Annotated in this window: 18 protein-coding genes; 12 read left to right on the top strand and 6 right to left on the bottom strand. The window is 65.4% G+C overall.

Going from position 1 to position 22,413, the window contains the following annotated elements:
* Positions 1-44: 44 nt before the first annotated feature.
* Positions 45-818, bottom strand: coding sequence for a ferredoxin--NADP reductase (locus DDZ17_RS06850; RefSeq protein WP_116365233.1), 774 nt, complete (start codon positions 816-818; stop codon positions 45-47).
* Between the two features lie 110 nt (positions 819-928).
* Between DDZ17_RS06850 and DDZ17_RS06845 the strand changes: the two genes are divergently transcribed.
* The gene (locus tag DDZ17_RS06845; protein ID WP_116365232.1) at positions 929-1,870 is read left to right on the top strand and encodes a LysR family transcriptional regulator; all 942 of its coding nucleotides are present in this window, start codon (positions 929-931) and stop codon (positions 1,868-1,870) included.
* Positions 1,867-2,400 (top strand): SprT family zinc-dependent metalloprotease, encoded by a 534-nt coding sequence (locus DDZ17_RS06840; protein WP_241505808.1) that lies wholly within the window; start codon positions 1,867-1,869, stop codon positions 2,398-2,400. The genes DDZ17_RS06845 and DDZ17_RS06840 overlap by 4 nt, the downstream gene beginning before the upstream one ends.
* Here DDZ17_RS06840 and DDZ17_RS06835 read toward each other — a convergent pair.
* The 3 genes from DDZ17_RS06835 to DDZ17_RS06825 all read right to left on the bottom strand — a co-directional run bounded on the left by DDZ17_RS06835 (position 2,386) and on the right by DDZ17_RS06825 (position 7,601).
* Positions 2,386-5,295: a DUF748 domain-containing protein gene (locus DDZ17_RS06835; RefSeq protein ID WP_116365231.1), complete on the bottom strand. Its 2,910-nt coding sequence runs from the start codon at positions 5,293-5,295 to the stop codon at positions 2,386-2,388. The two genes, DDZ17_RS06840 and DDZ17_RS06835, sit on opposite strands and share 15 nt — an antisense overlap.
* Positions 5,296-5,416: 121 nt before the next feature.
* Entirely contained in the window at positions 5,417-6,415 is a 999-nt protein-coding gene (locus tag DDZ17_RS06830; RefSeq protein ID WP_116365230.1) for an AraC family transcriptional regulator, read from the bottom strand.
* A gap of 4 nt (positions 6,416-6,419) precedes the next feature.
* Entirely contained in the window at positions 6,420-7,601 is a 1,182-nt protein-coding gene (locus tag DDZ17_RS06825) for a GGDEF domain-containing protein (RefSeq protein WP_116365229.1), read from the bottom strand.
* Positions 7,602-7,734: 133 nt separating this feature from the next.
* Between DDZ17_RS06825 and DDZ17_RS06820 the strand changes: the two genes are divergently transcribed.
* The 9 genes from DDZ17_RS06820 (at position 7,735) to DDZ17_RS06780 (ending at position 17,384) form a co-directional block, all read left to right on the top strand.
* Positions 7,735-8,910, top strand: coding sequence for an acyl-CoA dehydrogenase family protein (locus tag DDZ17_RS06820; protein ID WP_116365228.1), 1,176 nt, complete (start codon positions 7,735-7,737; stop codon positions 8,908-8,910).
* A gap of 29 nt (positions 8,911-8,939) precedes the next feature.
* A complete protein-coding gene (locus DDZ17_RS06815; RefSeq protein ID WP_116365227.1) occupies positions 8,940-9,713 on the top strand; it encodes an SDR family NAD(P)-dependent oxidoreductase in 774 nt (257 codons plus the stop codon).
* Positions 9,714-9,722: 9 nt separating this feature from the next.
* Positions 9,723-10,853 (top strand): CaiB/BaiF CoA transferase family protein, encoded by a 1,131-nt coding sequence (locus tag DDZ17_RS06810; RefSeq protein WP_116365226.1) that lies wholly within the window; start codon positions 9,723-9,725, stop codon positions 10,851-10,853.
* 32 nt (positions 10,854-10,885) lie between these two features.
* Entirely contained in the window at positions 10,886-11,668 is a 783-nt protein-coding gene (locus DDZ17_RS06805; RefSeq protein WP_116365225.1) for an enoyl-CoA hydratase/isomerase family protein, read from the top strand.
* On the top strand, positions 11,653-13,179 hold the full coding sequence (locus DDZ17_RS06800) for an acyl-CoA carboxylase subunit beta (RefSeq protein WP_116365224.1): 1,527 nt from the start codon (positions 11,653-11,655) through the stop codon (positions 13,177-13,179). Before DDZ17_RS06805 ends, DDZ17_RS06800 begins: the two co-directional genes overlap by 16 nt.
* A gap of 37 nt (positions 13,180-13,216) precedes the next feature.
* A complete protein-coding gene (locus DDZ17_RS06795) occupies positions 13,217-15,079 on the top strand; it encodes a DUF3604 domain-containing protein (RefSeq protein ID WP_116365223.1) in 1,863 nt (620 codons plus the stop codon).
* A gap of 58 nt (positions 15,080-15,137) precedes the next feature.
* Positions 15,138-15,914: an SDR family oxidoreductase gene (locus DDZ17_RS06790; protein WP_116365222.1), complete on the top strand. Its 777-nt coding sequence runs from the start codon at positions 15,138-15,140 to the stop codon at positions 15,912-15,914.
* Between the two features lie 89 nt (positions 15,915-16,003).
* Positions 16,004-16,603 carry a nuclear transport factor 2 family protein gene (locus DDZ17_RS06785; RefSeq protein ID WP_116365221.1) on the top strand — a complete coding sequence of 200 codons (600 nt, stop codon included), beginning with the start codon at positions 16,004-16,006 and terminating at the stop codon, positions 16,601-16,603.
* 31 nt (positions 16,604-16,634) lie between these two features.
* Positions 16,635-17,384 (top strand): class I SAM-dependent methyltransferase, encoded by a 750-nt coding sequence (locus DDZ17_RS06780; protein WP_116365220.1) that lies wholly within the window; start codon positions 16,635-16,637, stop codon positions 17,382-17,384.
* 71 nt (positions 17,385-17,455) lie between these two features.
* On the opposite strand, the gene DDZ17_RS06775 is transcribed toward DDZ17_RS06780, so the two are convergent.
* Both DDZ17_RS06775 and DDZ17_RS06770 read right to left on the bottom strand, forming a co-directional pair.
* Positions 17,456-18,487 (bottom strand): 3-ketosteroid-9-alpha-monooxygenase, oxygenase component, encoded by a 1,032-nt coding sequence (locus tag DDZ17_RS06775; protein ID WP_116365219.1) that lies wholly within the window; start codon positions 18,485-18,487, stop codon positions 17,456-17,458.
* Positions 18,488-18,522: 35 nt separating this feature from the next.
* Complete coding sequence (locus tag DDZ17_RS06770) at positions 18,523-20,229, bottom strand: FAD-binding protein (RefSeq protein WP_157976507.1); 1,707 nt, start codon at positions 20,227-20,229, stop codon at positions 18,523-18,525.
* A gap of 290 nt (positions 20,230-20,519) precedes the next feature.
* Here DDZ17_RS06770 and DDZ17_RS06765 point away from each other — a divergent pair, with 290 nt between their 5' ends.
* The gene (locus DDZ17_RS06765) at positions 20,520-22,412 is read left to right on the top strand and encodes a DUF3604 domain-containing protein (protein ID WP_241505807.1); all 1,893 of its coding nucleotides are present in this window, start codon (positions 20,520-20,522) and stop codon (positions 22,410-22,412) included.
* Position 22,413 lies beyond the last annotated feature (1 nt).

Genomic DNA, 22,413 nt, shown 5'->3' with positions numbered 1-22,413 from the left:
CCGCCTTGCAGGGGCCCGCCTTACAGAAGGGCTGGTGCCGTGCCTCAGCTCTCCACGAAGGCCCGCTCAATCACGTAGTGGGCCTGCTTGCCGTGGCGCGATTCGCTAAAGCCGCGGGAATCCAGCAGGGCGCAGATGTCCTTCAGCATGCTCGGGCTGCCGCAGATCATAAAGCGGTCGTGCTCGGGGTTGATCGGGTCCAGGCCAATGTCCGCCGGCAGTTTTCCGTTGTCCAGCAGGTCGGTGAGCCGGCCGGTATTGCGAAACTCCTCGCGGGTCACGGTGGGGTAGTACACCAGTTTACTGCGCACGTCCTCACCCAGGTATTCGTGATTGGGCAGGTGCTCGGTAATCACTTCCTGGTAGGCCAGCTCTTCCACAAAGCGGCAGCCGTGGGTCAGGATCACCCGGTCGAAGGCCTCGTAGATTTCCGGGTCCTTGATGATGGACAGGAAGGGGGCCAGGCCTGTGCCGGTGGCAATCAGGTAGAGGTTGCGCCCGGGCAGCAGGTTGTCCAGCACCAGGGTGCCAGTGGCCTTGCTGTTGATCAGCAACTCGTCGCCCACCTTGATGTTCTGCAACTTGGAGGTCAGCGGGCCGTCGGGCACCTTGATGCTGAAGAATTCCAACTGGTCCTCGTAGTTGGCGCTGGCCAGGCTGTAGGCGCGCAGCAGGGGCTTGCCTTCGTGCTCCAGGCCAATCATCGTGAAATAGCCGTTCTTGAAGCGAAAGCCCTGGTCGCGGGTGGTTTTGAAGCTGAACAGGCTGTCGGTCCAGTGGTGGACTTCGGTGACCTGTTCCCGGAGCAGTGTGGCCATGGAGCGGATTCCTTTTACCAGCGTGGGTGATGGCGGCACTGTAGGGGCTTTTCTTATATTGGCAAAGCGGGAATAATGGATATCAATTATCACTTTTTCGGATATACGCCATGCGCTTCAGCCTGCGTCAGCTAGAGGTGTTCATCGCCACTGCCCGCCATGAGAATGTGAGCCGGGCCGCGGCGGATCTGGCCATGTCCCAGTCCGCCGCCAGCGGGGCGCTCAAGGACCTGGAAGGCCAGTTTGACGTGCAGCTGTTCGACCGCCGGGGCAAGCGACTGCAGCTGTCGGAGCTGGGCGCCCAGCTGCGCCCACGGGCAGAAAACCTGCTGGCCCAGGCGCGGGAGCTGGAACAGGCGCTGGCGGGGGCCGAGGTGGCGGGGCGGCTGCAGGTGGGGGCCACCCTCACCATTGGCAACTACCTGGCGGTGCCCATGATTGCGGATTTCCGGCGCCGCTTTCCCGGGGCCGACGTGGCCCTGACGGTGGACAACACCGAGCGCATTGCCGACAAGGTCGCCGCCTTCGAACTGGACATGGGCCTGGTGGAGGGTGAGCTGAACCACCCGGACCTGGAAACCCGCCACTGGCGCGAAGACGAACTGCAGGTGTTTGCCGCCCCCGGCCACCCGCTGGCGGGGCGGCGCAAACTGTCGGACAGGGATCTGCTGGGCCTTGAGTGGATTGTGCGCGAGCGCGGCTCCGGCACCCGCCAGACCTTCGACCGCGCCATGCACGGCATTCTGCCGGACCTCACCATTGCCCTGGAACTGCCCCACACCGAGGCCATCAAGCGCGCGGTGGAGGCGGGCCTGGGGGTGGGCTGCCTGTCGCGGATCAGCCTGGTGGAGGCCTTTGCCCGTGGCTCGCTGGTGCCGTTGGCGGTGCCGGGGCGCGATTTTCGCCGCCGGCTCAACCTCATCCTGCACCGTGACAAGTTCCACGGCGCCGCCCTCAGCGCGTGGCTGGACCTGTGCGAGCAGAGCTGGGCTGATAGACTGCCCGGCCAATCTGTTGCCGCAGCGGCAAAGAAGGACGCGAAACAGCCGTGAGCCAGACCATTCAACCCATTGGCGCCGCACAGCGGCGGGAAGTGGAAGCCGCCACCGCCGATTGCGTGGCCAGGGTGTCCAGGGCGCTGGGGCGGGAATTTCCCGTGCCGTCAGTGCGCTTTGATTTGCGCGGGCGCACCGCCGGCATGTTCCGCAGCGACGGCCGAAGCCAGTGGATTCGCTACAACCCCTGGATATTCGCCAAGTACTACCGGGAGAACCTGGAAGGCACGGTGCCCCACGAGGTGGCTCACTACATTGTGCACAGCCTCTACCGGCGCCGCCGGGTGGCGCCCCACGGCCGCGAATGGCAGGCGGTAATGGCGCTGCTGGGCGCGCCGCCAGAGGTGACCTTCGATCGCGACCTGTCGGACATTCCCCAGCGCCGCCAGCGCACCCATGCCTACCACTGCGGCTGCCGCCAGCACGATTTGTCCACCACCCGTCACAACCGGGTGCGGCGCGGCAGCGGCAGTTACCTGTGCCGCGCCTGTGGCGAGGCGCTGCGCCCGGGCTCAGGTGTCGACTGACATCTCCACGCCGCTGAAACTGTTGTAGTCCGCCGCCGGGTCGGTCTGCTCGATCACCGCGCGGTCCGCGGCCACCTTGCCCTCGTTCACCAGCAGCCGCTTGCTGCTGGCGGCGCGCTCCTCGGCCAGGGCTTTGAGCGCCGCATCCGGCACAGGGAAGCGGGCCTGCACCCGCCGCGCCTGGGCCAGGGGCGAGGGGGGCTCGCCGTCTTCGCTGGCAATCTGCGCCTCGGGGGGCAGGGCGGCGTAGCGCAGGGCAATGGCCTCGGCCCAGGCGGCGCTCTTGCCGCTGATATCCTCCGCCGTCAGCCCGCCGTCCAGCAGGGCCTGTTGCAGCAGTTGCTGCTGCAGTTTTTTGCGATCACTGTCGGGGTTGAGGCGCCCGCCAATCACCAGCTTGAGTTGGGGCCGCTGGGCCATGGCCTCGGCCAGTTCCATCAGCTTCTGCCGGCCGTGGTCATCCAGCGCGCTGCTGCCGGCGGCGAAGTTGACGCGCTGCAGGTCGTCTTCAGTGCCCACCAGGTTGGCCAGCAGGGTGAAGGGTGCGGTAATGGCCTTGGTAATCAGGTTCACGAAGGCGCCCATGATCACCGAACCCAACTCGAACTGGGGATTGTTGACATCGCCACTGACCGGCACCGCCAGGTCGATGACGCCGTTGGCATCGGTCAGCAGGGCGATGCCGAGCTGCAGGGGGATGTCCAGGGCTTTGTCGCTGTCGATTTTCTCCCCCAGCTTGAGCTGGCGGATGACAACCTTGTTGTCTCCCTGCAGGCGATCTTCGGCCAGGCTGTAGTTGAGGTCCAGGTTGAGGGTGCCGCGGTCGATGGCGTAGCCGGCGTAGGTGCCGGAGTAGGGGGTGAGGCGGGCCAGGTCCACCCCCTGGAAGGTCAGGTTCAAATCCAGCGCCGGGGGTACGTGAAAGGCCCTGGCGCTACCCGCCAGCACTACCGGGGCGTAGCCGTCCACCGAGCCGGTGATGTCCACAGCCAGTGTGCTGTCCGGGTCGCTGGACAGGCCGCTGATGTCGCCGTTCACATCGCCGATCACGGTGCGAAAGAACAGCGGTAGGGATTCGTCCATAAAATCCACTTCGCTGTCGCTGATGAAAATGGCCGGCGCGCTGAACTGCCAGGGCTCGGCGGGGGCATCTTCGGTGGCGCTGTCGGCTTCCTGTGCGGCGCTATTGTCGGCTGCCTTGCCATTGTTCGCCTGCTGCCGGGCATTCGCCTCGGCTTCTTCGCGCAGCAGGCGCTGGATGTTGAGACTGCCGTCTTTCTGGATGTGAACGCGCCCGGAATAGCCGTCCAGGTGCAGCTGGGCCAGCGCTACGCTGCGCCCCGGCAAGTCCACCGCCAGATCCTCCCAAGCCAGGCTGTCCCAGCGGGTAAAGGCGTCGTCGGCCTGATACAGGTGCACGCCAAAGTCCTCCACGGCGCCGGTGAGCGTCACCGTCTGGGGGGCAAAGCCGGCCAGGGCCAGGCTGCCCCGGGTGCGGGCCTGGCCGGAGTCGATGCGGGCGTTGAGAACCGCCGGGATATTGGGGGCAAACCAGGCCAGTGGCACCTTGTCCACGGCCAGGTTGAGTGTGCCGTCGCCGGATGTCAGATGCAGTTCGCCATCCACCTGGACTGTCATGGTGTCGTTCACGGTCAGCGATAGGCCGAGGGGGCTGGCCTGGCGCACCGGCCAGTGCAGGCTGTCCACGCTGATGTCCAGCGGCGTGATGTGCAGCTGGGCCGGCTCGGTAAACTGGCTGCGCCAGGCCACCTTGGCGCCGTTTACCGCGGCCTGGCCGACGCTGACCTGCCACGGTGGCCCGGTGTCGGTGGCTTTCGCCGGCGCATCTTTGTCACCGCCGGATGCTGCAAAGCGGGTGTTGAACAGCTCGGCCAGGGAGAGCCTGTCGCCCTCCAGCCAGCCGCGGATGTTCAGGCCGTCGGCGTCGATGCGCTCGATGCTGACCTGCTGGCGATCGCCATCCACGGCGATGCCGGCAATACCCAGGGTGGCAAGGTCAATGCTGGTATCCGGCAGTGCCGCCCGGTCTGCCGCTGCCACCGAGACGCTGGCGATATCCAGCGCGGCATTGTCCAGCGCATAGCTGAGGCCCGCCGACCAGTCCACCCGGTAGTCGGCCACCACATGCAGGTGGCCGTCCAGCAGTTCAAAGTCCACCTGGTCTTTGATGAAGCGCCAGAAGGGGCGCAGGCCAATGGCGCTGAGTTCAATGCGCCCGGCGCTGTGCCCGCGCGGGATGGACAGCTCCCCCTCCCACTGCAGGTTGCCGCCGCTCTCGTCGTACACCCGCAGCTGGTAGGGATGGCCCGCTTCCAGCACCGTGGACAGGTCCGACATGCGCGCCTGCAGGTCGTCCCAGTGGGTGGTGTAGGGGGTGGGGCGGGCCTCGTCGCTGACCCGGATGCGGTGCGCCGACAGGTGGATGTCATCCACCGTGACGCCGGGTAGGGCGCCGGTGGGTTCGCTGTCTGGCGTATCCCCGGGCACCAGGAAGTCGCTGATGTTGAGGGATTCATCCGCCAGGCGCCGCAGATGCAGGTTGACGCCCTGCAGCGCCAGGGCATCGAAGACCCAGCCGGTGCGCCACAGGCTGGCCAGGGACAGGTTCACCTCGGCCCGGTCCAGGCTGGCGAAGGTGGCCCCGGTGGGGGAGCCCGCCACCGGGGTGCCGGGCGCTTCCGACAGGCGCGCCTGGCGCACCTGCAGCGACAGGGCGAAGGGGTTGAACAGGGCCAGTTCCATGTCGAGGTCGCGCTGGTACTGCTTGTGCACAAACCAGGGTGGCACAAAATTCAGCAGCGGCAGGATGATCAGCACGCAGACGGCGAGGTAGCCCAGGTAGATCAGGGCCAGCGTGCGCAGCAGTTTTTTCACGACAGACTCACTATTGACGGTGGCATCACCACCACTATAGCGAAAGCCTGGTGGCCCCCGCCAATGCTGTGAGGCGGCGGGTCAGATGCCCTTGCGATAGTTCAGATGCGCTTGTGCTAGCTCAGATGCCCTTGCGGTAGCTGTAGGGGGTGACCCCGGTCCAGCCCTTGAAGGCGCGGATGAAGGCGCTGGACTCGGAGAAGCCCGAGCGGTGGGCAATTTCCTCGATGGACAGCCCGCGCTTGCCGAGGAAGTGCAGGGCGGTATCCCGGCGCAGCTGGTTTTTGATGTCCTTGAAGGTGGTGCCCTCGGCGGACAGGCGCCGGCGCAGTGTCTGGGGGTGCATTTCCAGCTGCGCCGCCACCTCGGGCAACTCGGGCATGGCCAGCATGTTGCGCGAGATCATCTCCCGCACCCGGGTGGTCCAGCTGTTGCGGGCGTAGTTCTGGGTCATCATGATCAGCACCGGGTGGCGCAGGAAGTGGCGCAGGCTCTGCTCGTTCTGGGTGATGCGCTTCTCCAGCAGCGCGCGGGAGAACACCATGGCGCAGTCGTCCTCCTCAAAACTCACCGGGTTGGCCAGGAACATGTGGCGGTAGTCGTTGACGTCGGCGGCCATCGGGTAACTCAACCGCACCTGCTGCACCGGCAGGTGTTCCTGCACCAGCCAGCTGGCAAAACGATGCACGTTGAACAGGGTCAGCTCCGCCATGTAGGGGGCCAGCGGCGTGCTCTGCTGGCTGAACACACGCACGCTGGCGGTATCCTCGCCAACGGTGAATTCCGGGTGCATGTCGAAGTCGATCAGCTGGTAAAAGCGGCAGTGCCGGGCCAGGGCCTGGCCCAGGGTTTCGCTGCCGATGACCGCATGGCACATCATGGACCAGCACCCCACCGGGTGGCGGCGGTTGGCATAGCCCAGGGATTCGTCATCCATCGCCACCATGGTGCTCACTTGCAGGTCGGCGAAGCGCTCGATGGAAATGCGCGCGTTGGGTTCGTTCAGTAGCCGGGGTGAGATGCGGTTGCGCCGCAGCAGCTCCGCCGGGTCCAGGCCGCGGCTCACGGCGTTTTCCAGAATGGCGCGGGCGAAATACACCGAAATGGAGCGGTTACGCATGGGCTTACACGCCCTCCGGCGCAGCGCCGGTGCGGAACAGGTGGGTTTGCTGGTCCACCACCGCCACCCGGTTGTGGCCCTCGCGGCGGGCCACCTGCAGGGCGCGGGCCCCGGCCAGGGCCAGCTCGTCCACCGTGGTGGTGCCCTCCAGGGTCGCCACACCGGCGCTCACCGACACCGCCACCGGCTGGCGCTCGGCGCGAAACACACTGTCACTGACCGCCCTGCGCAGCCGCTCCGCCACAATGCGCGCCGCCTCGCCGTCGGCGTTGGGCAGCACCAGCAGGAATTGTTCGCCGCCGATGCGTGCCGCCACGTCGCTGCCCCGGCACTGGTCCTGCAACAGGCCCGCTACCTGTTGCAGCACGGCGTCGCCCGTTTCGGCGCCAAAGCTGTCGTTGATGCGGCTGAACTGGTCGATGTCAACCAGCACGGCGGAAGTGCGGGTATTGTGGCGCGCCGCCGCGGCCAGGGTGAGGTGCAGGGCCTCCTCCAGCCCGCGCCGGTTGAACAGGCGGGTGAGGGAGTCGCGGGTGGCCAGCTGCGACAGCTGCTGCTGGTACTCCAGCAGTGCAGACCCGAGAAAGCCCACCGCTACCAGCGCGTGAGCACAGGCATACAGAGCCAGGGCGAGCTGTTGGTCGCGGCCCGGCTGGCCGCCTTTGAGCGCCAGCCAGGCGAGCCCCGCCGCCAGGCCAAGGCCCGCGCCGGCGATCAAGCCGTCGCCGACATTGGCCTGGCGCCAGCCGCGCTGGGCGCTGATGACCCCGGCCGCGGCCCACAGCAGCGCACAGCCCACCAGCTGCACGGTGAACATGCGCTGGGCACTCAGGTAGAAGGCGCTGAAGGCCGCTGCCAGGCACAGGACACCCACCACAGCGCGGCCGCGCTGGATGCCGGCACGCTGGCCACAGGCCAGAAACAGCAGATACGCATTGAGCAGGGCCACGACAGTGGCCGGGTCAACCCCCAGCGCGCCGGCGGCCTGCCCCTGTTGCAGGGCGAACAGAATCCAGCCGGTCAGCGAGGCCATGAAGTACACGGTGAACAGGCCGAGCCCCTGGGGCGCCGTGTGGGATGCACTCAGGAAGTACAGCACCAGCACCTGTGCGCAGGTGAGCGAAAACACCAGAATGTAGAGTGTGTAGAGTGGAAGCGTCTGGCTTTCCGTCAGCATCTGCTCCATTGAATGTGCCCCCAAAGCCCCGTCTTTTTTCTTGTCAGTTTAAGTCAATTTATCTGTAGGCACAGGTCATTGTTGGCTTTTCTGGCGCTCACCATACTAGCCAGCCATTATTATCCAGCCCTGGAGGCCGACCGTGCTAAGCCGTGAATTTACCGAAGAACAACAGATGTTCCGGGACGCCTACCGCAAGTTCCTGGCCGCGGAGATTGTGCCACAGATGGAGCAGTGGCGTGAGGCGGGCATTGTCGATCGCGAGGCCTTCCGCCGGGCCGGCGAACAGGGTTTTTTGATGGTGTGGCCGGATGAAGCCTACGGCGGCATGGGTGATGCGGATTTTCGCTTCGAGCAGATCATCATCGAGGAAACCGCCTACGCCCGGGCCGGTGACTGGTACAACTCCCTGCACAGCCGCCTGGTGGGGCCCTACCTCACCCGCTTTGGCAGTGAAGAACAGTGCCGTCGCTTCCTGCCCAAATGTGCCAGTGGCGAAACCATCCTCGCGATTGCCATGACCGAGCCCGATGCCGGGTCTGACCTTGCCGGCATGCGCAGCACCGCTGTGGAGGCCGACGACCACTGGGTGCTGAATGGTTCCAAAACCTATATTTCCAACGGTATCAATGCCGACCTGGTGGTGGTGGCCGCCAAGACCGACCCGGACAACAACCCCCATCACATGACCCTGTTCCTGGTGGAGCGGGGCATGGAAGGCTTTGAGCGTGGCCGCAACCTGAAGAAAATGGGCCTGAAGGGCCAGGACACCGCCGAGCTGTTCTTCAACAATGTGAAGGTGCCCAAGGCCAACGTGCTCGGCGAGCCGGGCAAGGGCTTTATCTACCTCATGCAGGGCCTGGCCGAGGAGCGGCTGATTGGCGCGGTGGGTTATTTGAGCGCTGCCCAGCTGTCCTGGGATTTGACCGCCGACTATGTGAAGGAGCGCAAGGCCTTCGGCAAGCCGGTGGCGGCGTTCCAGAATACACAGTTCAAACTGGCCGAATTGCGCACTGAACTGGATCTGGCCCAGTGTTATGTTGACCAGTGTGTCCGCGCCTTCAATGCCGGCTCCCTGACCGCGGTGGATGCCGCCAAGGCCAAGCTGGTGACCAGCGAGTTGCAGGTGAAGGTGGCGGATGTGGGCGTGCAGATGCACGGCGGCGCCGGTTACATGGACGAGTATCCCATCAGCAGGCAGTATACCGATGCCAAGATTTCAACCATCTACGCAGGCTCCTCGGAGGTGATGAAAATCATCATCAGCCGCGACTGCCTGGGTGATGGCTATACCCCGTTCAATACACGCAATTTCTGACCGTCATTAGTTAGCAGAGGAATTACAACATGGAACTCGCAGGAAAAATTGCCATTGTCACCGGCGGTGCCTCCGGCCTCGGCCGCGCCACGGTGGAAGCCTACGTGGCCAAGGGCGCCAAGGTCGCCATCTTCGACATGAACGAAGCCAACGCCAACGAGGTGATTGGCCAGCTCGGCGCCGACAACGTTGCCTTCTGGAATGTGAACGTCGCCGACGAGGCGTCGGTGCAAGCGGCCGTTGCCGGGGTGGTGGAAAAATTCGGCGCCATCCACATTTGCAACAACTTCGCCGGTATCGGCAGCGCCTGCAAGATTCTGAGCAAAAAGGGCGTGCATCCGCTGGACGATTATATGCGCGTCATCAACGTCAACCTGGTGGGCACCTTCAATGTGTCCCGCTACGCGGCGGAGCAAATGGCCAACAACGCGCCCATCAACGGCGACGGTGGCCGCGGCGTGATCATCAACACCGCCTCCATCGCCGGCATGGAAGGGCAGGTGGGCCAGCTGGCGTACTCCGCCTCCAAGGGCGGCGTGATCGGCATGACCCTGCCCATGGCCCGGGACCTTGCCAGCTACGGTGTGCGCGTGAACACCATTGTGCCGGGCCTGATTCACACCCCGCTGTTTGAATCCCTGCCGGAGGCTGCCTACCAGTCGCTGGAGGCCAGCGTGTGCTACCCGCAGCGTCTGGGCAAGCCGGCGGAAATCGCCCACCTGTCGGTGTTTATCGCCGAAAACGACTACGTGAATGGTGAGTGCATCCGCCTGGATGGCGCCATCCGCATGCAACCGCGCTGAGGAGCAGACATGGGACCACTGAACGGTTTTACCGTGATCGAGCTGGCGGGCATTGGCCCCGCTCCCATGGGGGGCATGATGCTGGCCGACATGGGCGCGGAAGTGATTCGCATCGAACGCGCCGGCGCCCCCGACCCCAAGGCCATGAAGGACGTGAGTTTTCGCGGCAAGAAGTCGGTGGTTCTGAACCTCAAGGACCCGGCGGGCGTTGAAGTATTGCTGCGCATGGTGGAAAACGCCGATGTGCTGATCGACCCCTACCGCCCCGGCGTGTGCGAAAAGCTGGGTATTGGCCCCGAGGTCTGCCTGCAGCGTAACCCCAAGCTGGTGTTCGCCCGCATGACGGGCTGGGGGCAGGACGGGCCGCTGGCCAATGCCGCCGGCCACGACATCAACTACATCGCCATTACCGGGGCCCTGTACGCCACTGGCCGCGCCGGCGAAAAGCCGGTGCCGCCCCTGAACCTGGTGGGCGACATGGGCGGTGGCGGCATGCTGCTGGTGAACGGGGTGCTGGCGGCGTTGCTGGAAACCGCCAGCTCCGGCAAGGGCCAGGTGATCGACGCCGCCATGGTGGACGGCGCCGCCCAGCTGATGTGGATGTTCCACAGCTTCCAGGCCCTGGGGGTATGGGATGCCGGCAAGCGCGGCGCCAACATGCTCGATGGCGGGGCGCACTTCTACGACACCTACGAATGCGCCGACGGCGAGTACGTGGCCATCGGCTCCATCGAGCCCCAGTTCTACGCCCTGCTGATGGAGCTGGCGCAGCTGCCCGAGGCCTTCAAGGCCCAGCACGACCAGGCCCAGTGGCCGGCGCTGAAGGAGAAGCTGGCGGATATCTTCAAGCAGAAAACCCAGGCCCAGTGGTGCGAGATCATGGAAGGCACCGACGTGTGCTTTGCGCCGGTGCTGTCCTTTGTGGATGCGCCCAAACACCCGGCCAATGTGGAGCGCAACACCTACATGGAACTGGACGGCGTCACCCAGCCCTCGCCGGCGCCGCGCTTCAGCCGCACGCCGTCAACGGTGGCCCACGGCGCACACAGTTTGGGTGAAGATACCGATGCCGTACTCAAAGCCATGGGCTTTGGCGAGCAGGAACTGGCACAATTGCGCGACGGCGGCAGTATCCACTGAGCCGCCGCGCCTACCACCGTAAGGAAACCGACATGTCCGCACTCGAAACCGTCACCATTGAACGCCACGACAACGTGGCCCTGGTCAGCCTGAACCGCCCCGACAGCCTCAATGCCTTCAGCGCCGAATTGCGCCGTGATATCGGCGCGGCGGTGGATGAGGTCAATGCCGACGACAGCATTCGCGTGGTGGTGCTTACCGGCGTGGGCCGCGCCTTCAGCGCCGGCGCCGACCTGATGGAAGTGCAGGGCGATGACTTTGATGTGCGTCGCCAGCTGAATGAGGAATACAAGCCGGTGCTGATGGCCATCAGCGAATCCGGCAAGCCCTGGATCAGCGCCGTCAACGGCGCCGCCGCCGGTATCGGCAGCGCCTTCGCCATGGTGTGCGACCTCACCGTGATGGCCGAAGACGCCTTTATCTATCAGGCCTTTGCCGCCATTGGCCTGGTGCCGGATGGCGGCGCCACCTGGCACCTGGCCCGCAGCATCGGCCGCAAGCGCGCCTTTGAGCTGATTGCCACCGGCGAAAAACTGCGCGCCGAGAAGTGCCAGGCCCTGGGCCTGTGCAACCGCGTGGTGCCCGCCGATGAGCTCGTGCCCGCCACCCTGGCCTGGGCCCAGGAACTGGCAGGCAAGGCGCCGCTGGCCCTGCGCTATGCCAAACAGGCCCTCAACCAGGCCATGGAGGCCGATGTGGCGGAGATTATTTCCGCAGAGGCGGACCTGCAGCACCTGTGCATTAACAGCGCCGATGCCGCCGAGGGCGTAAAAGCGTTTGTCGAGAAGCGCGCCCCGGTATGGCAGGGGAAATAAGGCCCGAACTCGCCGCCCTGCGCGCGCGCCTGGCCCGCACCCTCGACGGGGAGCGGGCCGAGGCCCTGCAAAAACGCCACGCCAGGGGCAACCGCAGCGCCCGGGAGAACCTGGCTGACCTGGTGGATGAGGGCAGCTTTCTGGAGTACGGCCAGCTGGCGGTGGCCGCCCAGCGCAGCCGCCGCGATTACCAGGAGCTGCAACGCGCCACCGCTGCCGACGGCATTATCACCGGCACCGCCACCATCAACAGCGACACCGTAGCCCCCGAGTGTGCCCGTGCCGCCGTGGTGGTGAACGACTACGCCGTGCTGGCCGGCACCCAGGGTTACTTTCACCACCACAAGCTGGATCGCATCTGTGACCTGGCGGCCGAACACCGTCTGCCGGTGGTGATGTACACCGAGGGCGGCGGGGGCCGGCCCGGCGATACCGACGTCACGACCCAGATCGCCGGACTCAATTTGCAGTCCTTCCGCGCCTGGGCGGCACTGACGGGCAAGGTGGTGCGCATTGCCGTCAACAACGGCTACTGCTTTGCCGGCAACGCCGCCCTGTTCGGCTGCGCGGACTTCACCATTGCCACCCGCAATTCGTGGATCGGCATGGCCGGCCCGGCCATGATCGAAGGCGGCGGCATGGGCGTGGTGGACGCGCGGGAGATCGGCCCGGCCGAAGACCAGCTGCGCAACGGGGTGATTGATATCCTCGCCGAGGACGAGGCGGATGCCACCCGCCTGGCACGGCAACTGCTGTCCTATTTTCAGGGCCCGGTGGCCCACTGGCGCTGCGCCGACCAGAAAGGCCTGCGCGATATCATCCCGCAAGACCGGCGCTGGGCCTACCCGGTGCGGCGGGTTATCGAAACCCTGGCCGACGAGGGCAGCTTCCTGGAGCTGCGACGGGTTTACGGCCGCAGTATTGTCACCGGCTTTATTCGCATGGAAGGCAGGCCGCTGGCGCTGATCGCCAACGACTGCCAGCAGCTGGGCGGGGCGGTGGATGCCGAGGCATCGGAAAAGGCCGCGCGCTTCTTGCAGATCTGTAACAGCTTCGGCCTGCCGGTGCTGTCCCTCACCGATACCCCCGGCTTTATGGTGGGGCCGGCCAGCGAAAAGGCGGCGGCGGTGCGGCGCATGTCGTCGCTGTTTGTCGCCGGGGCTTCTATGACGGTGCCGCTGGTGGCCATCTTCCTGCGCAAGGGCTACGGCCTTGGCGCCATGGCCATGACGGCGGGCAGTTTTGCCGCTCCGGTGTATGCCGCCGCCTGGCCCACCGGCGAATTCGGCGGCATGGGCCTGGAGGGCGCGGTGCGCCTGGGCTATCGCAAGGAACTGGACGCCGTGGAAGACCCCGCCGAACGCGAGGCGCTGTTTAACACGCTGGTGGGGCAGCTGTATGAATTGGGCAAGGCCACCGAGGCCGCTTCATTCCTGGAGATTGACGCGGTGATCGACCCGGCCGGAACCCGCGAGGTGGTGCTGGCGGCACTGCGCAGCGCGGGGGCATAATCCCCGGGCGAACAATAACAACGACAAGGAGAACACCATGCGCCGATTGATTGGCCTGTGTACTGCAATGAGCCTGTCCACTGCGGCCAGCGCCGCCCCGCAACTGCTGTGGGGCGACACCCACCTGCACACCTCCTATTCCTCCGATGCCTTCGCCAACAACAACCTGGTGGCGGACCCGGATACCGCCTACCGCTATGCCCGGGGCGAGCCGGTGCTGCATCCCTACCACAAGGCGCGGGTACAGATTGGCACCCCGCTGGACTTTCTCGTGGTGTCAGACCACGCGGAATTTCTCGGGGTGATCAACCACACCTACTTCAATGGTGTGGATACCGACGACCTCGGCCTGCTGGATGCGCTCAAGGCGCGCATTGCCGCCTGGGTACTGCAGCGCAAGATTGGCCAGGGGCAGGGCCGGCAACTCTTCGTGGACGTGCTGCCAGAGCCCGGGGACGCGCGGCAGGCCGCCGAGGCCGCCCAACTTGGCGGCCAGGTGGGTTGGCTGCCGCCCATGGGCGCTGTGGAGAGCAGCACCTGGCGCAGCATTATCGACACCGCCGACCGCTTTAATGAGCCCGGCACCTTCACCGCCTTTATTGGCTGGGAGTGGAGCTCCATTCCCGGCGGCGCCAACCTGCACCGGGTGGTGATTTCCGACGCGGATGCCCAGAAGGCCAGCGCGTTCGAACCCTTTGGCCTTGACGACAGCCCCTTCCCGGAAGACCTCTGGGCCTGGCTGGAGAGCACCCGCGCCGAAACCGGCATCGACTTTCTGGCTATTCCGCACAATTCCAACATTTCCAAGGGCTACATGTTCGATACGGTCAGCCTGCGCGGCGAGCCCTTCGATGCGGACTACGTGGCCACCCGGCGCAAGTGGGAGCCCATCGCCGAGATCACCCAGCTGAAGGGCGACTCGGAAACCCACCCGGACCTGTCACCGAACGACCCCTTCGCGGATTTCGAGGAGTATCCCCACTACATTCAGCGCTGGCATACCCCCTACAAAGCCGAGGTGGGTGACTACTTGCGCCCGGCCCTGCTGCGGGGCATGCAGTTGGCGGCGGAACTTGGCAGCAACCCCTACGAGCTGGGCTTTATCGGTTCCACCGACGCCCATACCGGCCTGTCCACCGCCGAGGAAGACAACTTCCACGGCAAGTTTGCCACCGACTCCATTCCCGCCAACAAGCAACTGGGCTGGAGCGACGAGGAGGGCGGCACCAATGGCTGGGCCATGTCCGCCTCGGGCATGGCGGCGGTATGGGCCGAGGACAACAGCCGCGAAGCCATCATGGCGGCCATGAAGCGGCGCGAGGTGTACGCCACCACCGGGCCGCGCATTGGCCTGCAGTTTTTTGGCGGCTGGCAGCTGAGCGAGGCGCAGTTGCAAAGCCCCTCCCTGTATGAGGCTGCCACCGCCGCTGGCGTGCCGATGGGCGGCGTTCTGCCAGCTGCCACCGAAGGTGGCGCGCCGGGCTTTCTGGTGCAGGCGGTAAAAGACCCGGTTGGCGCGGGCCTTGAGCGTGTGCAGATCGTCAAAGGTTGGCTGAGCGCGAGCGGCGAGCCCCGTGAACAGGTATTTGACGTGGTGTGGTCTGGCGAGCGCAGCGCAAATGCCCGCGGGCAACTGCCCCCCGCCGAATCCAGCGTGGACCCGCGCACCGGCGAGGTGGCGGTGGAGGCGGGTGCGCCGCAACTGCTGGCCTACTGGCAAGACCCAAATTTCAACCCGGGCCAGCCGGCCTTTTATTACGTGCGGGTGCTGCAGGTGCCCACCGCCCGCCACTCCTACCTGGACGCCCTGGCGCTGGGCCAGGAAGAGGCCCCCGGCTACCCGGATACCCTGCAGGAGCGGGCCTACAGCTCGCCCATCTGGTACCGGCCCAGCCGCTGATCGACAACGCTGCATACCAACACTTCGCAACAACGCTTCACACTACCAAGGAGCCAACATGCAGAACCTGTTTGATATTCGCGGCAAGGTTGCCGTTGTCACCGGCGGCTCCCGCGGCATAGGTGCCATGATTGCCCGCGGCTTTCTGGAGCAGGGGGCCAAGGTCTATATCACCGCCCGCAAGGTGGACGAGCTGAATCAGGCGCAGCAGGAACTGGCCCGGTACGGCGATTGCGTGGCCATTCCCTCCGACCTGTCGGCCCTTGAGGGTATCGACGCCTTTGCCTCAGCCATCGCCGAAGGGGAGACACAGCTGGATATTCTGGTGAACAACGCCGGTGCTACCTGGGGAGCGCCGGTAGAGAGTTTTCCCGAGAAGGGCTGGGACAAAACCATGGACCTGAACGTGAAGGCGCCCTTCTTCCTGGTGCAGCGGCTGCTGCCCCTGTTGCGCGCGGCCGCCGGGCAGGGGGGCAGGGCGCGGGTGATTAACATCGGCTCCGTCAACGGCCTCAGCATCGACACCGCCATGCAGAACTTTGCCTACACCGCCAGCAAGGCGGCCATCCACCATTTAACCCGCCACCTGGCGGTGGAGCTGGCCGGGGCTGGCATCAACGTGAACGCCATTGCCCCCGGCCTGTTCCCCAGCCAGATGACCGCCTACATGATGGAGGCCGCTAGCGAAGAGCAGCTGTCTGCCCACTTCCCCATTGCGCGCATGGGCGCGATGGAAGACGCCGCCGGCACGGCGATTTTCCTCTCCTCCCGCGCTTCGGAGTGGATGACAGGCCAGGTACTGGCCCTGGACGGGGGCATGGTGGCCAAGGGCTGAGGCAAGGCGGCCACACGCCCTCGCCCCCACCTTGCGCCGCCTTTGCGGCAGGGGCTACTCTGGCGACTTCACTGATTCGAGGATGCCCCATGCAGAAATGGCTTGCCCTGTTGTTTTTATTGTCCCTCGGCGTTCACGCCGCGCCGCAGGATGACATTACCGCCGTGCTGGATCGCTTTCACGATGCCGCCGCCCGGGCCGACCTGCCCACTTATCGCCAGCAGATGACCACGGACATCGTCTTCCTTGGTACCGACGCCAGCGAGCGCTGGCAGGGGGCAGAGTTTATCGCCTTTGCCAAGCCCTACTTCGACAAGGGCCAGGGTTGGACCTATCGCCCCCGGGCGCGCCACATCGATATTGCTGCCTCTGGCGAGGTGGCCTGGTTCGATGAGCTGCTCGACAACGACAAGCTCGGCCTGTGCCGCGGCTCTGGCCTGCTACTGAAAACCGACAGCGGCTGGAAAATTGCCCAGTACAACCTGAGCATGCCGATACCCAACGCGATGATTGAGAACGTGGCCCAGGCCATTGGCGGCGTTGCCGGCGAGACGGACGGTGAACATGCCGACGAAGACGCAGCCAGCCGTGATAGCGCCGACAGCACCGGTGAAGAAACCGGCAGCGAAACCGAATCCCAGCGGCGCTGCAAAAAGCGCCACAAAACCAACCGCAAGGCGGACTGCTAAACAGGCAGGGGAGCCCTGTGGAGCGATGACGATGGACGAACTGGCCCTACTGATTGATCTGCACAAAGAGGCCGAGCGGCAGGGCCCGGGCGGCCGTGCGCAGACCGAGCAGGCCCTGGCCCTGGCGGGGCTCGAGCGCTGCGCGCCATTGCGCATTGCCGACATTGGCTGTGGCACCGGCGCCGCCAGTCTGGTGCTGGCGCGTATGCCTAACGTCCACATTACCGCGGTTGACTTCCTGCAGGACTTTCTCGATGTGCTTACCCGCCGGGCCCGGGAGCAGGGCGTTGCGCAACGCATCAGCCCACTGTGCCGGTCGATGGAGGACCTGCCCTTTGCCGAGGGGGAGCTGGATGTCATCTGGTCCGAGGGGGCCATCTACAACATTGGCTTTGAGCGGGGCCTGCGTGAGTGGGCGCCCTGTCTGAAGGCCGGCGGCCTGCTGGTGGTGTCGGAGCTGACCTGGTTGACGTCGGCACCACCACAGGCATTGCGCGAGCACTGGGAGTCGGTCTACCCGGGCATTGATACCGCATCGGCCAAGCTCAAGATGCTGGAGCGCCAGGGCTTTTCACCGCTGGCTTACTTTGTGCTGCCGCCTGCCTGTTGGCTGGATAATTACTACCAGCCGCTTGAGGCGCGCTTTCCCGGCTTCCTGGCCCAACACGGCAACAGCCCTGCCGCAACGGCGCTGGTGGCAGCAGAGCGGCGCGACATCGCCCTTTACCACCAGCACCAGCGGCACTACGGTTACGGCATGTACATTGCCCGCAAAATCTAACGGGCCCCGCTGCTCACCGGGCAGGCATGGCCGGCGCTGGCAGCTAAGGGATAGACAGGGCCGAAGACACCCTAGGCCGGTAGATAAAAGCGCTCGTACCAGCGCCGCAGTTTATTGATCGGGCCGTCGCCGTCGCAGAGGATGGGATCTTCCCGGTACACCTTGTCCTGCCAGATCAGCACATCCTGCCCAAAGGCGGCGTGGGCCACTGCCGGGTAGAGCTGGGTGAATTCCTCAGGCAGCGCCGCGTCCGTCAGGCTGCTCATGATCACGGCGGAGCACAGATCCACTTCGCTGTCGTTGACCGGCGTGTGGTAGTTCACCCACCAGCTCTTGAAGCTGATGTCCGGGCTGCGTGATTCGGTGTAGTAATACATGATCGACGGCCCGTGATAGGTGGCGTCGCCCCAGGCATCGGCCTCCATGCCCGCGCCCTGGTTGCGGGCGTCCACCAGGTCGAAGGGCAGGCCGGGCGGGGTGATCATACCCGCTTGTGGGTCGCGTTTGACCCGGGAAATCTGGGTAACAGTGAAGTCACCGAAGCGGTTTTCGAAGGCGTGCACATTGCCGCCGTGGACATGGGGAAAGTGGGCAATGTCGACGATGTTTTCGATCACATCACAGGGCTGGGCGCGAATGCGTGAACGCTGGAACTGCCAGTCGCCCCATTTGCCCGGGCCCCAGTCGTCAATGGCGGGAAGGTAGTCCACCGGCTCGGAATCCTCCGGGCAGTACCAGATGGCGATAAACCCGTTGCGCTCCAGCACTGGCCAGCCCTTCAGGGCTTGCCTGGCGCGCGGCGGTATCTGTTTGGCGTAGGGGATCTCGATGCATTCACCACTGCCCTCAAACACCCAGCCGTGAAAGGGGCAGGCGATGGCATTGCCGCGAATGCGGCCACCGTCGCTGGCCAGGTGGGCGCCGAGGTGGGGGCAGTAGGCATCCACCACGAAGGCCTCGCCGGATTCTCCGCGCCAGATGACAAACTCGCGGTCGAAGTAGTGGAAGCGCTTGACCTCCCCGGGCTCCAACTCGCGGGAAAACAGCACGATGTGCCAGCCGCGGGCGTAGCGGCCCGCTTCCAGGTAGGCGTATTTACTCATGGCGGCTCCTTGTGGGCTCAGGGCTTTTTATGGGCTCATGGCTGTTGGTTTGCGCCGTTGTCCAGGGCATGACGGGCAGCGATGTAGGCGAAGGTCATGGCGGAGCCGATGGTGGAGCCGGCACCGGGGTAGGTGTCGCCCATCACCGCGGCGCTCGCGTTGCCCGCGGCGTACAGGCCGGCAATCACATCACCGCTCCGGTCCAGCACCTGGGCGTGTTCATTGCACAGCAGGCCGCCCTTGGTGTCCAGGTCTCCCGGTTCGCAGCGCAGGGCATAGAAGGGCGCTTTTTCCAGCGGCGCCAGGGAGGGGTTGGGCTGCACCTTCGGGTCCGCGTAGTAACGGTCGTGCAGGCTGTCGCCGCGGCCAAAGAGCGGGTCCTTGCCGAGGCGGGCGTGGTGGTTGAAGTCGGCCACCGTCTGCGCCAGGGCGTGCCCGTCCATGCCCAGTGTTGCCCCCAGTTCGAACAGGGTGTCGGCGCGGCTCAACAGGCCCTTGTCGAAGTAATCCTGCGGCAGACGGCTGTCGGGGGTGATCTTCGCCGGTTTGATATGCCCGGCGGTATATTTCTCCCGGAACTGTGCGTCAAAAATCAGGTAGCAGGGCACCGCGCCTTCGCCGCGGCCCTCGGAGGCATACTGGTCCTTTACCACGTCCTCGTAGGGCTGGGCTTCGTTGGTGAAGCGTTTGCCCTGTCGGTTGACCATGATGGAGCCCGGGTTGGACTTGCCGGAAATCAGCGCCAGGCTGCGGCCATCGGGCAGCAGGTAGGTGGGTGACCACCAGGCGCTGCCCATGAAGCCCAGCGCAGCGTTGACCTGTTCGCCCAGGGCAATGCCGTCGCCGGTGGCGCCGGGGGCCGCCGCGGTCCAGCGGTCGCTGGAGGGCTGGGGCTGGTACTGCCGGCGCAGGCCGGCATTGCGCGCAAAACCGCCCGTGCATAACAGAACGCCACGTTTGGCGCGCACCGTCACCGGCTCACCCCGACGCAACACCTTCGCGCCGCACACGCGGCCGTTTTCATACAACATCTCGGTTATCGGCGTATCCAGCCACAGCGGTATGTCCCGGTCCAGCAGCGAGCGCCGCAGGCGGGCTACCAGGGCCGGGCCCAGGGTCAGCCGGTCGTCGCCGCGCCTGGCCAGGCGGGCGGGCAGGTCCAGGTAGTAGCGGGCGGCGAGTTTTGCGCCGAGCAGGTAGGCGCCGGCGTCCATGTCCTGCAGGCGCCGCCCCTCCACCACCGACACGTTGAAGGGCAACAGCAGGCCAGTGTAGTGATCCCGACTCATGGTGCTGGCCGCCGCGCCCAGGTGGCGGATGTGCAGCGGTGCCGGGTCCATGGAGCGCCCGCCATTCAGGTAGCCCGGCACGCTGTCGTAGTAATCCATGTAGGCCGGCAGCGGCGTGTAGTGCACATGGCTGTGGCGCATCATGAAGCGCAGCATTTCGCTGGCGCGCTCGGCGTAGGCGCGCACGCGGGGCGCGGGCACGCTGTCACCAATCAGGCCGTGCAGGTACTGGTAGGCGCGCTCGCTGCTGTCTTCAATGCCAAACTCACCCAGGCGGTGATTGGCGGGAATCCACGCCACGCCGCCGGATTTGGCGGTGGTGCCGCCATAAACGGGCTCTTTCTCAACCAGCAGCACGCTACCGCCCAGCTGGTGGGCCACCACGGCGCCGGTCATGCCGCCGGCGCCGGCGCCTGCCACCAGCCAGTCAACCGCATAATCCTGCTGTGTCACGTTATCGTTATCTTCACGGTGTTGGGGCATTTATTGGCTTTTATTCGTGCGCTCTTTACCTGTATGGAAGCATGCCAGCGGGGCGATGAACACGCGCGGCAACAACAATCACGCCGCCAGTTCAACATGCCGGCCCTGCCGATTGACGGGTTTGGTCGCGGGGCCTATGGTCGCCACAATTCACTCGCATAAGGAATAACACGGTGAAAGTTCTGCCCAACCAAGGGGTTTGTGCGCAGGGGGTTTGCGTGCAGGGGGTTTGCGCGAGAGTGCGGCGCCACGCGCGCGCAGTGCGCTATGTGCTTGCGGGTGTGTGCATGGCGCTGTCGGTGGGCGCTGCAGCGGAGCCGGATTACAGCGAGCAACGCGCGCCCTGCGACAACTACCAGGCGCACAAACAGCCCTTCTTTGGCGACTTGCATGTGCATACCCGCTATTCGCTGGATGCCAGCACCCAGGGCACACGTACCTCACCGGCCCAGGCCTACGCCTTTGCCCGCGGCGAGCAGCTGCCGATACAACCCTGGACGGAGGACGGTCAGGGCGTGCGTTCGCTGCAGCTGCGCCGGCCGCTGGATTTCGCCATGGTGTCGGACCACTCGGAGCTGATTGGCGAAGTGGCCATGTGCAATACGCCCGACATGGAGGGCTACAGCAGCTGGCAGTGCCTGGTGTACCGGCACTGGCCCCGGGGTGCGTTCTACCTGTTCAACGCCTGGGCCTCTATCCAGGCCTCTCACCTTGGCCTGTGCGGCGAAAATGACGAACTCTGCCTGGAGGCGGCCAAAGGGCCCTGGCGGGAGATGCGCGAGGCCGCAGAGGCCTACTATGACCGCAGCGCCGACTGCAGCTTTACCACCTTCGTCGGTTACGAGTGGACCGGCGGCGAAGCCGAGAGCGGTGGCAACCTGCACCGCAATGTGGTGTTCCGCAACGCCGTGGTGCCACTGCGGCCCATCAGTTTTATCGATGGCCCCCAGGCCTCCAGCCTGTGGCGCAGCCTGGATGAGCAGTGCAACAGCGCCGATGGTGCCTGCGATTCCCTGGTGATTCCGCACAATGCCAACCTCAGTGCCGGCTACATGTACAGCGGGCTCAAGGACGATGGCAGCCCGATGGATGCCGAGTACGCCCGCCTGCGCCAGCAGTTCGAGCCGCTGGCCGAGATCATGCAGCACAAGGGAGCCTCCGAGTGCTTCTACCAGGCTGGCGTGACCCAGGATGAGCTCTGCGCCTTCGAGCAGCAGCCCATCGACAATATCTCAGGTTTTGACAATCCACCCGGCCCGGAAACTGGCTTTTTGCGCCGGGCGCTGGGCGAGGGCATGCAGATCGAGCGCGAACTGGGGGTCAACCCCTACCAGCAGGGCTTTATCGCCAGCACCGACACTCATTTGGGCGCGCCGGGCGCGGTGGAGGAAGACCGCTTCCTGGGCCACGGCGGCGCCGGCGTGCCCGCAGCGAAGGAAGTGCCCCCGGGGTTGCCGGACAAACTGGAGTACAACCCCGGCGGCCTGGCGGTACTGTGGGCCGAAGAAAACAGCCGCGACGCCCTGTTTGATGCCATGCGTCGCCGTGAAGCCTACGGCACCAGCGGCCCGCGCATCGAAGCGCGCTTTTTTGCTGGCTGGGACTACGCCGAAGACCTGTGCCAGCAGCCGGATCGCATCGCCAGGGCCTATGCTGGCGGTGTGCCGATGGGTGGGCAGATGAGCGCGCCGCCGGCGGCCGATGCCAAACCCACCTTTCTGTTGGCCGCCCGCCAGGACAGCGGCACGGCCGATCAGCCAGGCATGCCACTGCAGCGCCTGCAGGTCATCAAGAGCTGGATTGACGCCGGCGGTGAGCGCCACGAGCGTGTGCTGGACGTTGCCGGCAATGCCGACAACGGCGCCGGCGTGAACACCGACACCTGCGCCACCTATGGCGATGGCTTTGCCGAGCTATGTACGGTGTGGCAGGACGCCGATTTCAACCCGGGCCAGTCGGCCTATTACTATTCCCGCGTGGTGGAAAACCCCAGCTGCCGCTGGAGCCAGCGCCAGTGCATTGCCGCCGGCGTGCAGTGCGACAACCCAGGCAGCGTGCCAGACGCCTTCGCCAACTGCTGCGCCGCCGAGCACCGCCCGGTGGTGCAGGAGCGCGCCTGGACATCACCGGTCTGGTATACCCCGGCCAGCTAGG

The organism is Parahaliea mediterranea (assembly GCF_003402235.1).
GTDB lineage: Bacteria > Pseudomonadota > Gammaproteobacteria > Pseudomonadales > Halieaceae > Parahaliea > Parahaliea mediterranea.
Note: the sequence above shows the minus strand (reverse complement) of the source record. Positions and strands in the feature narration are given on the sequence as shown.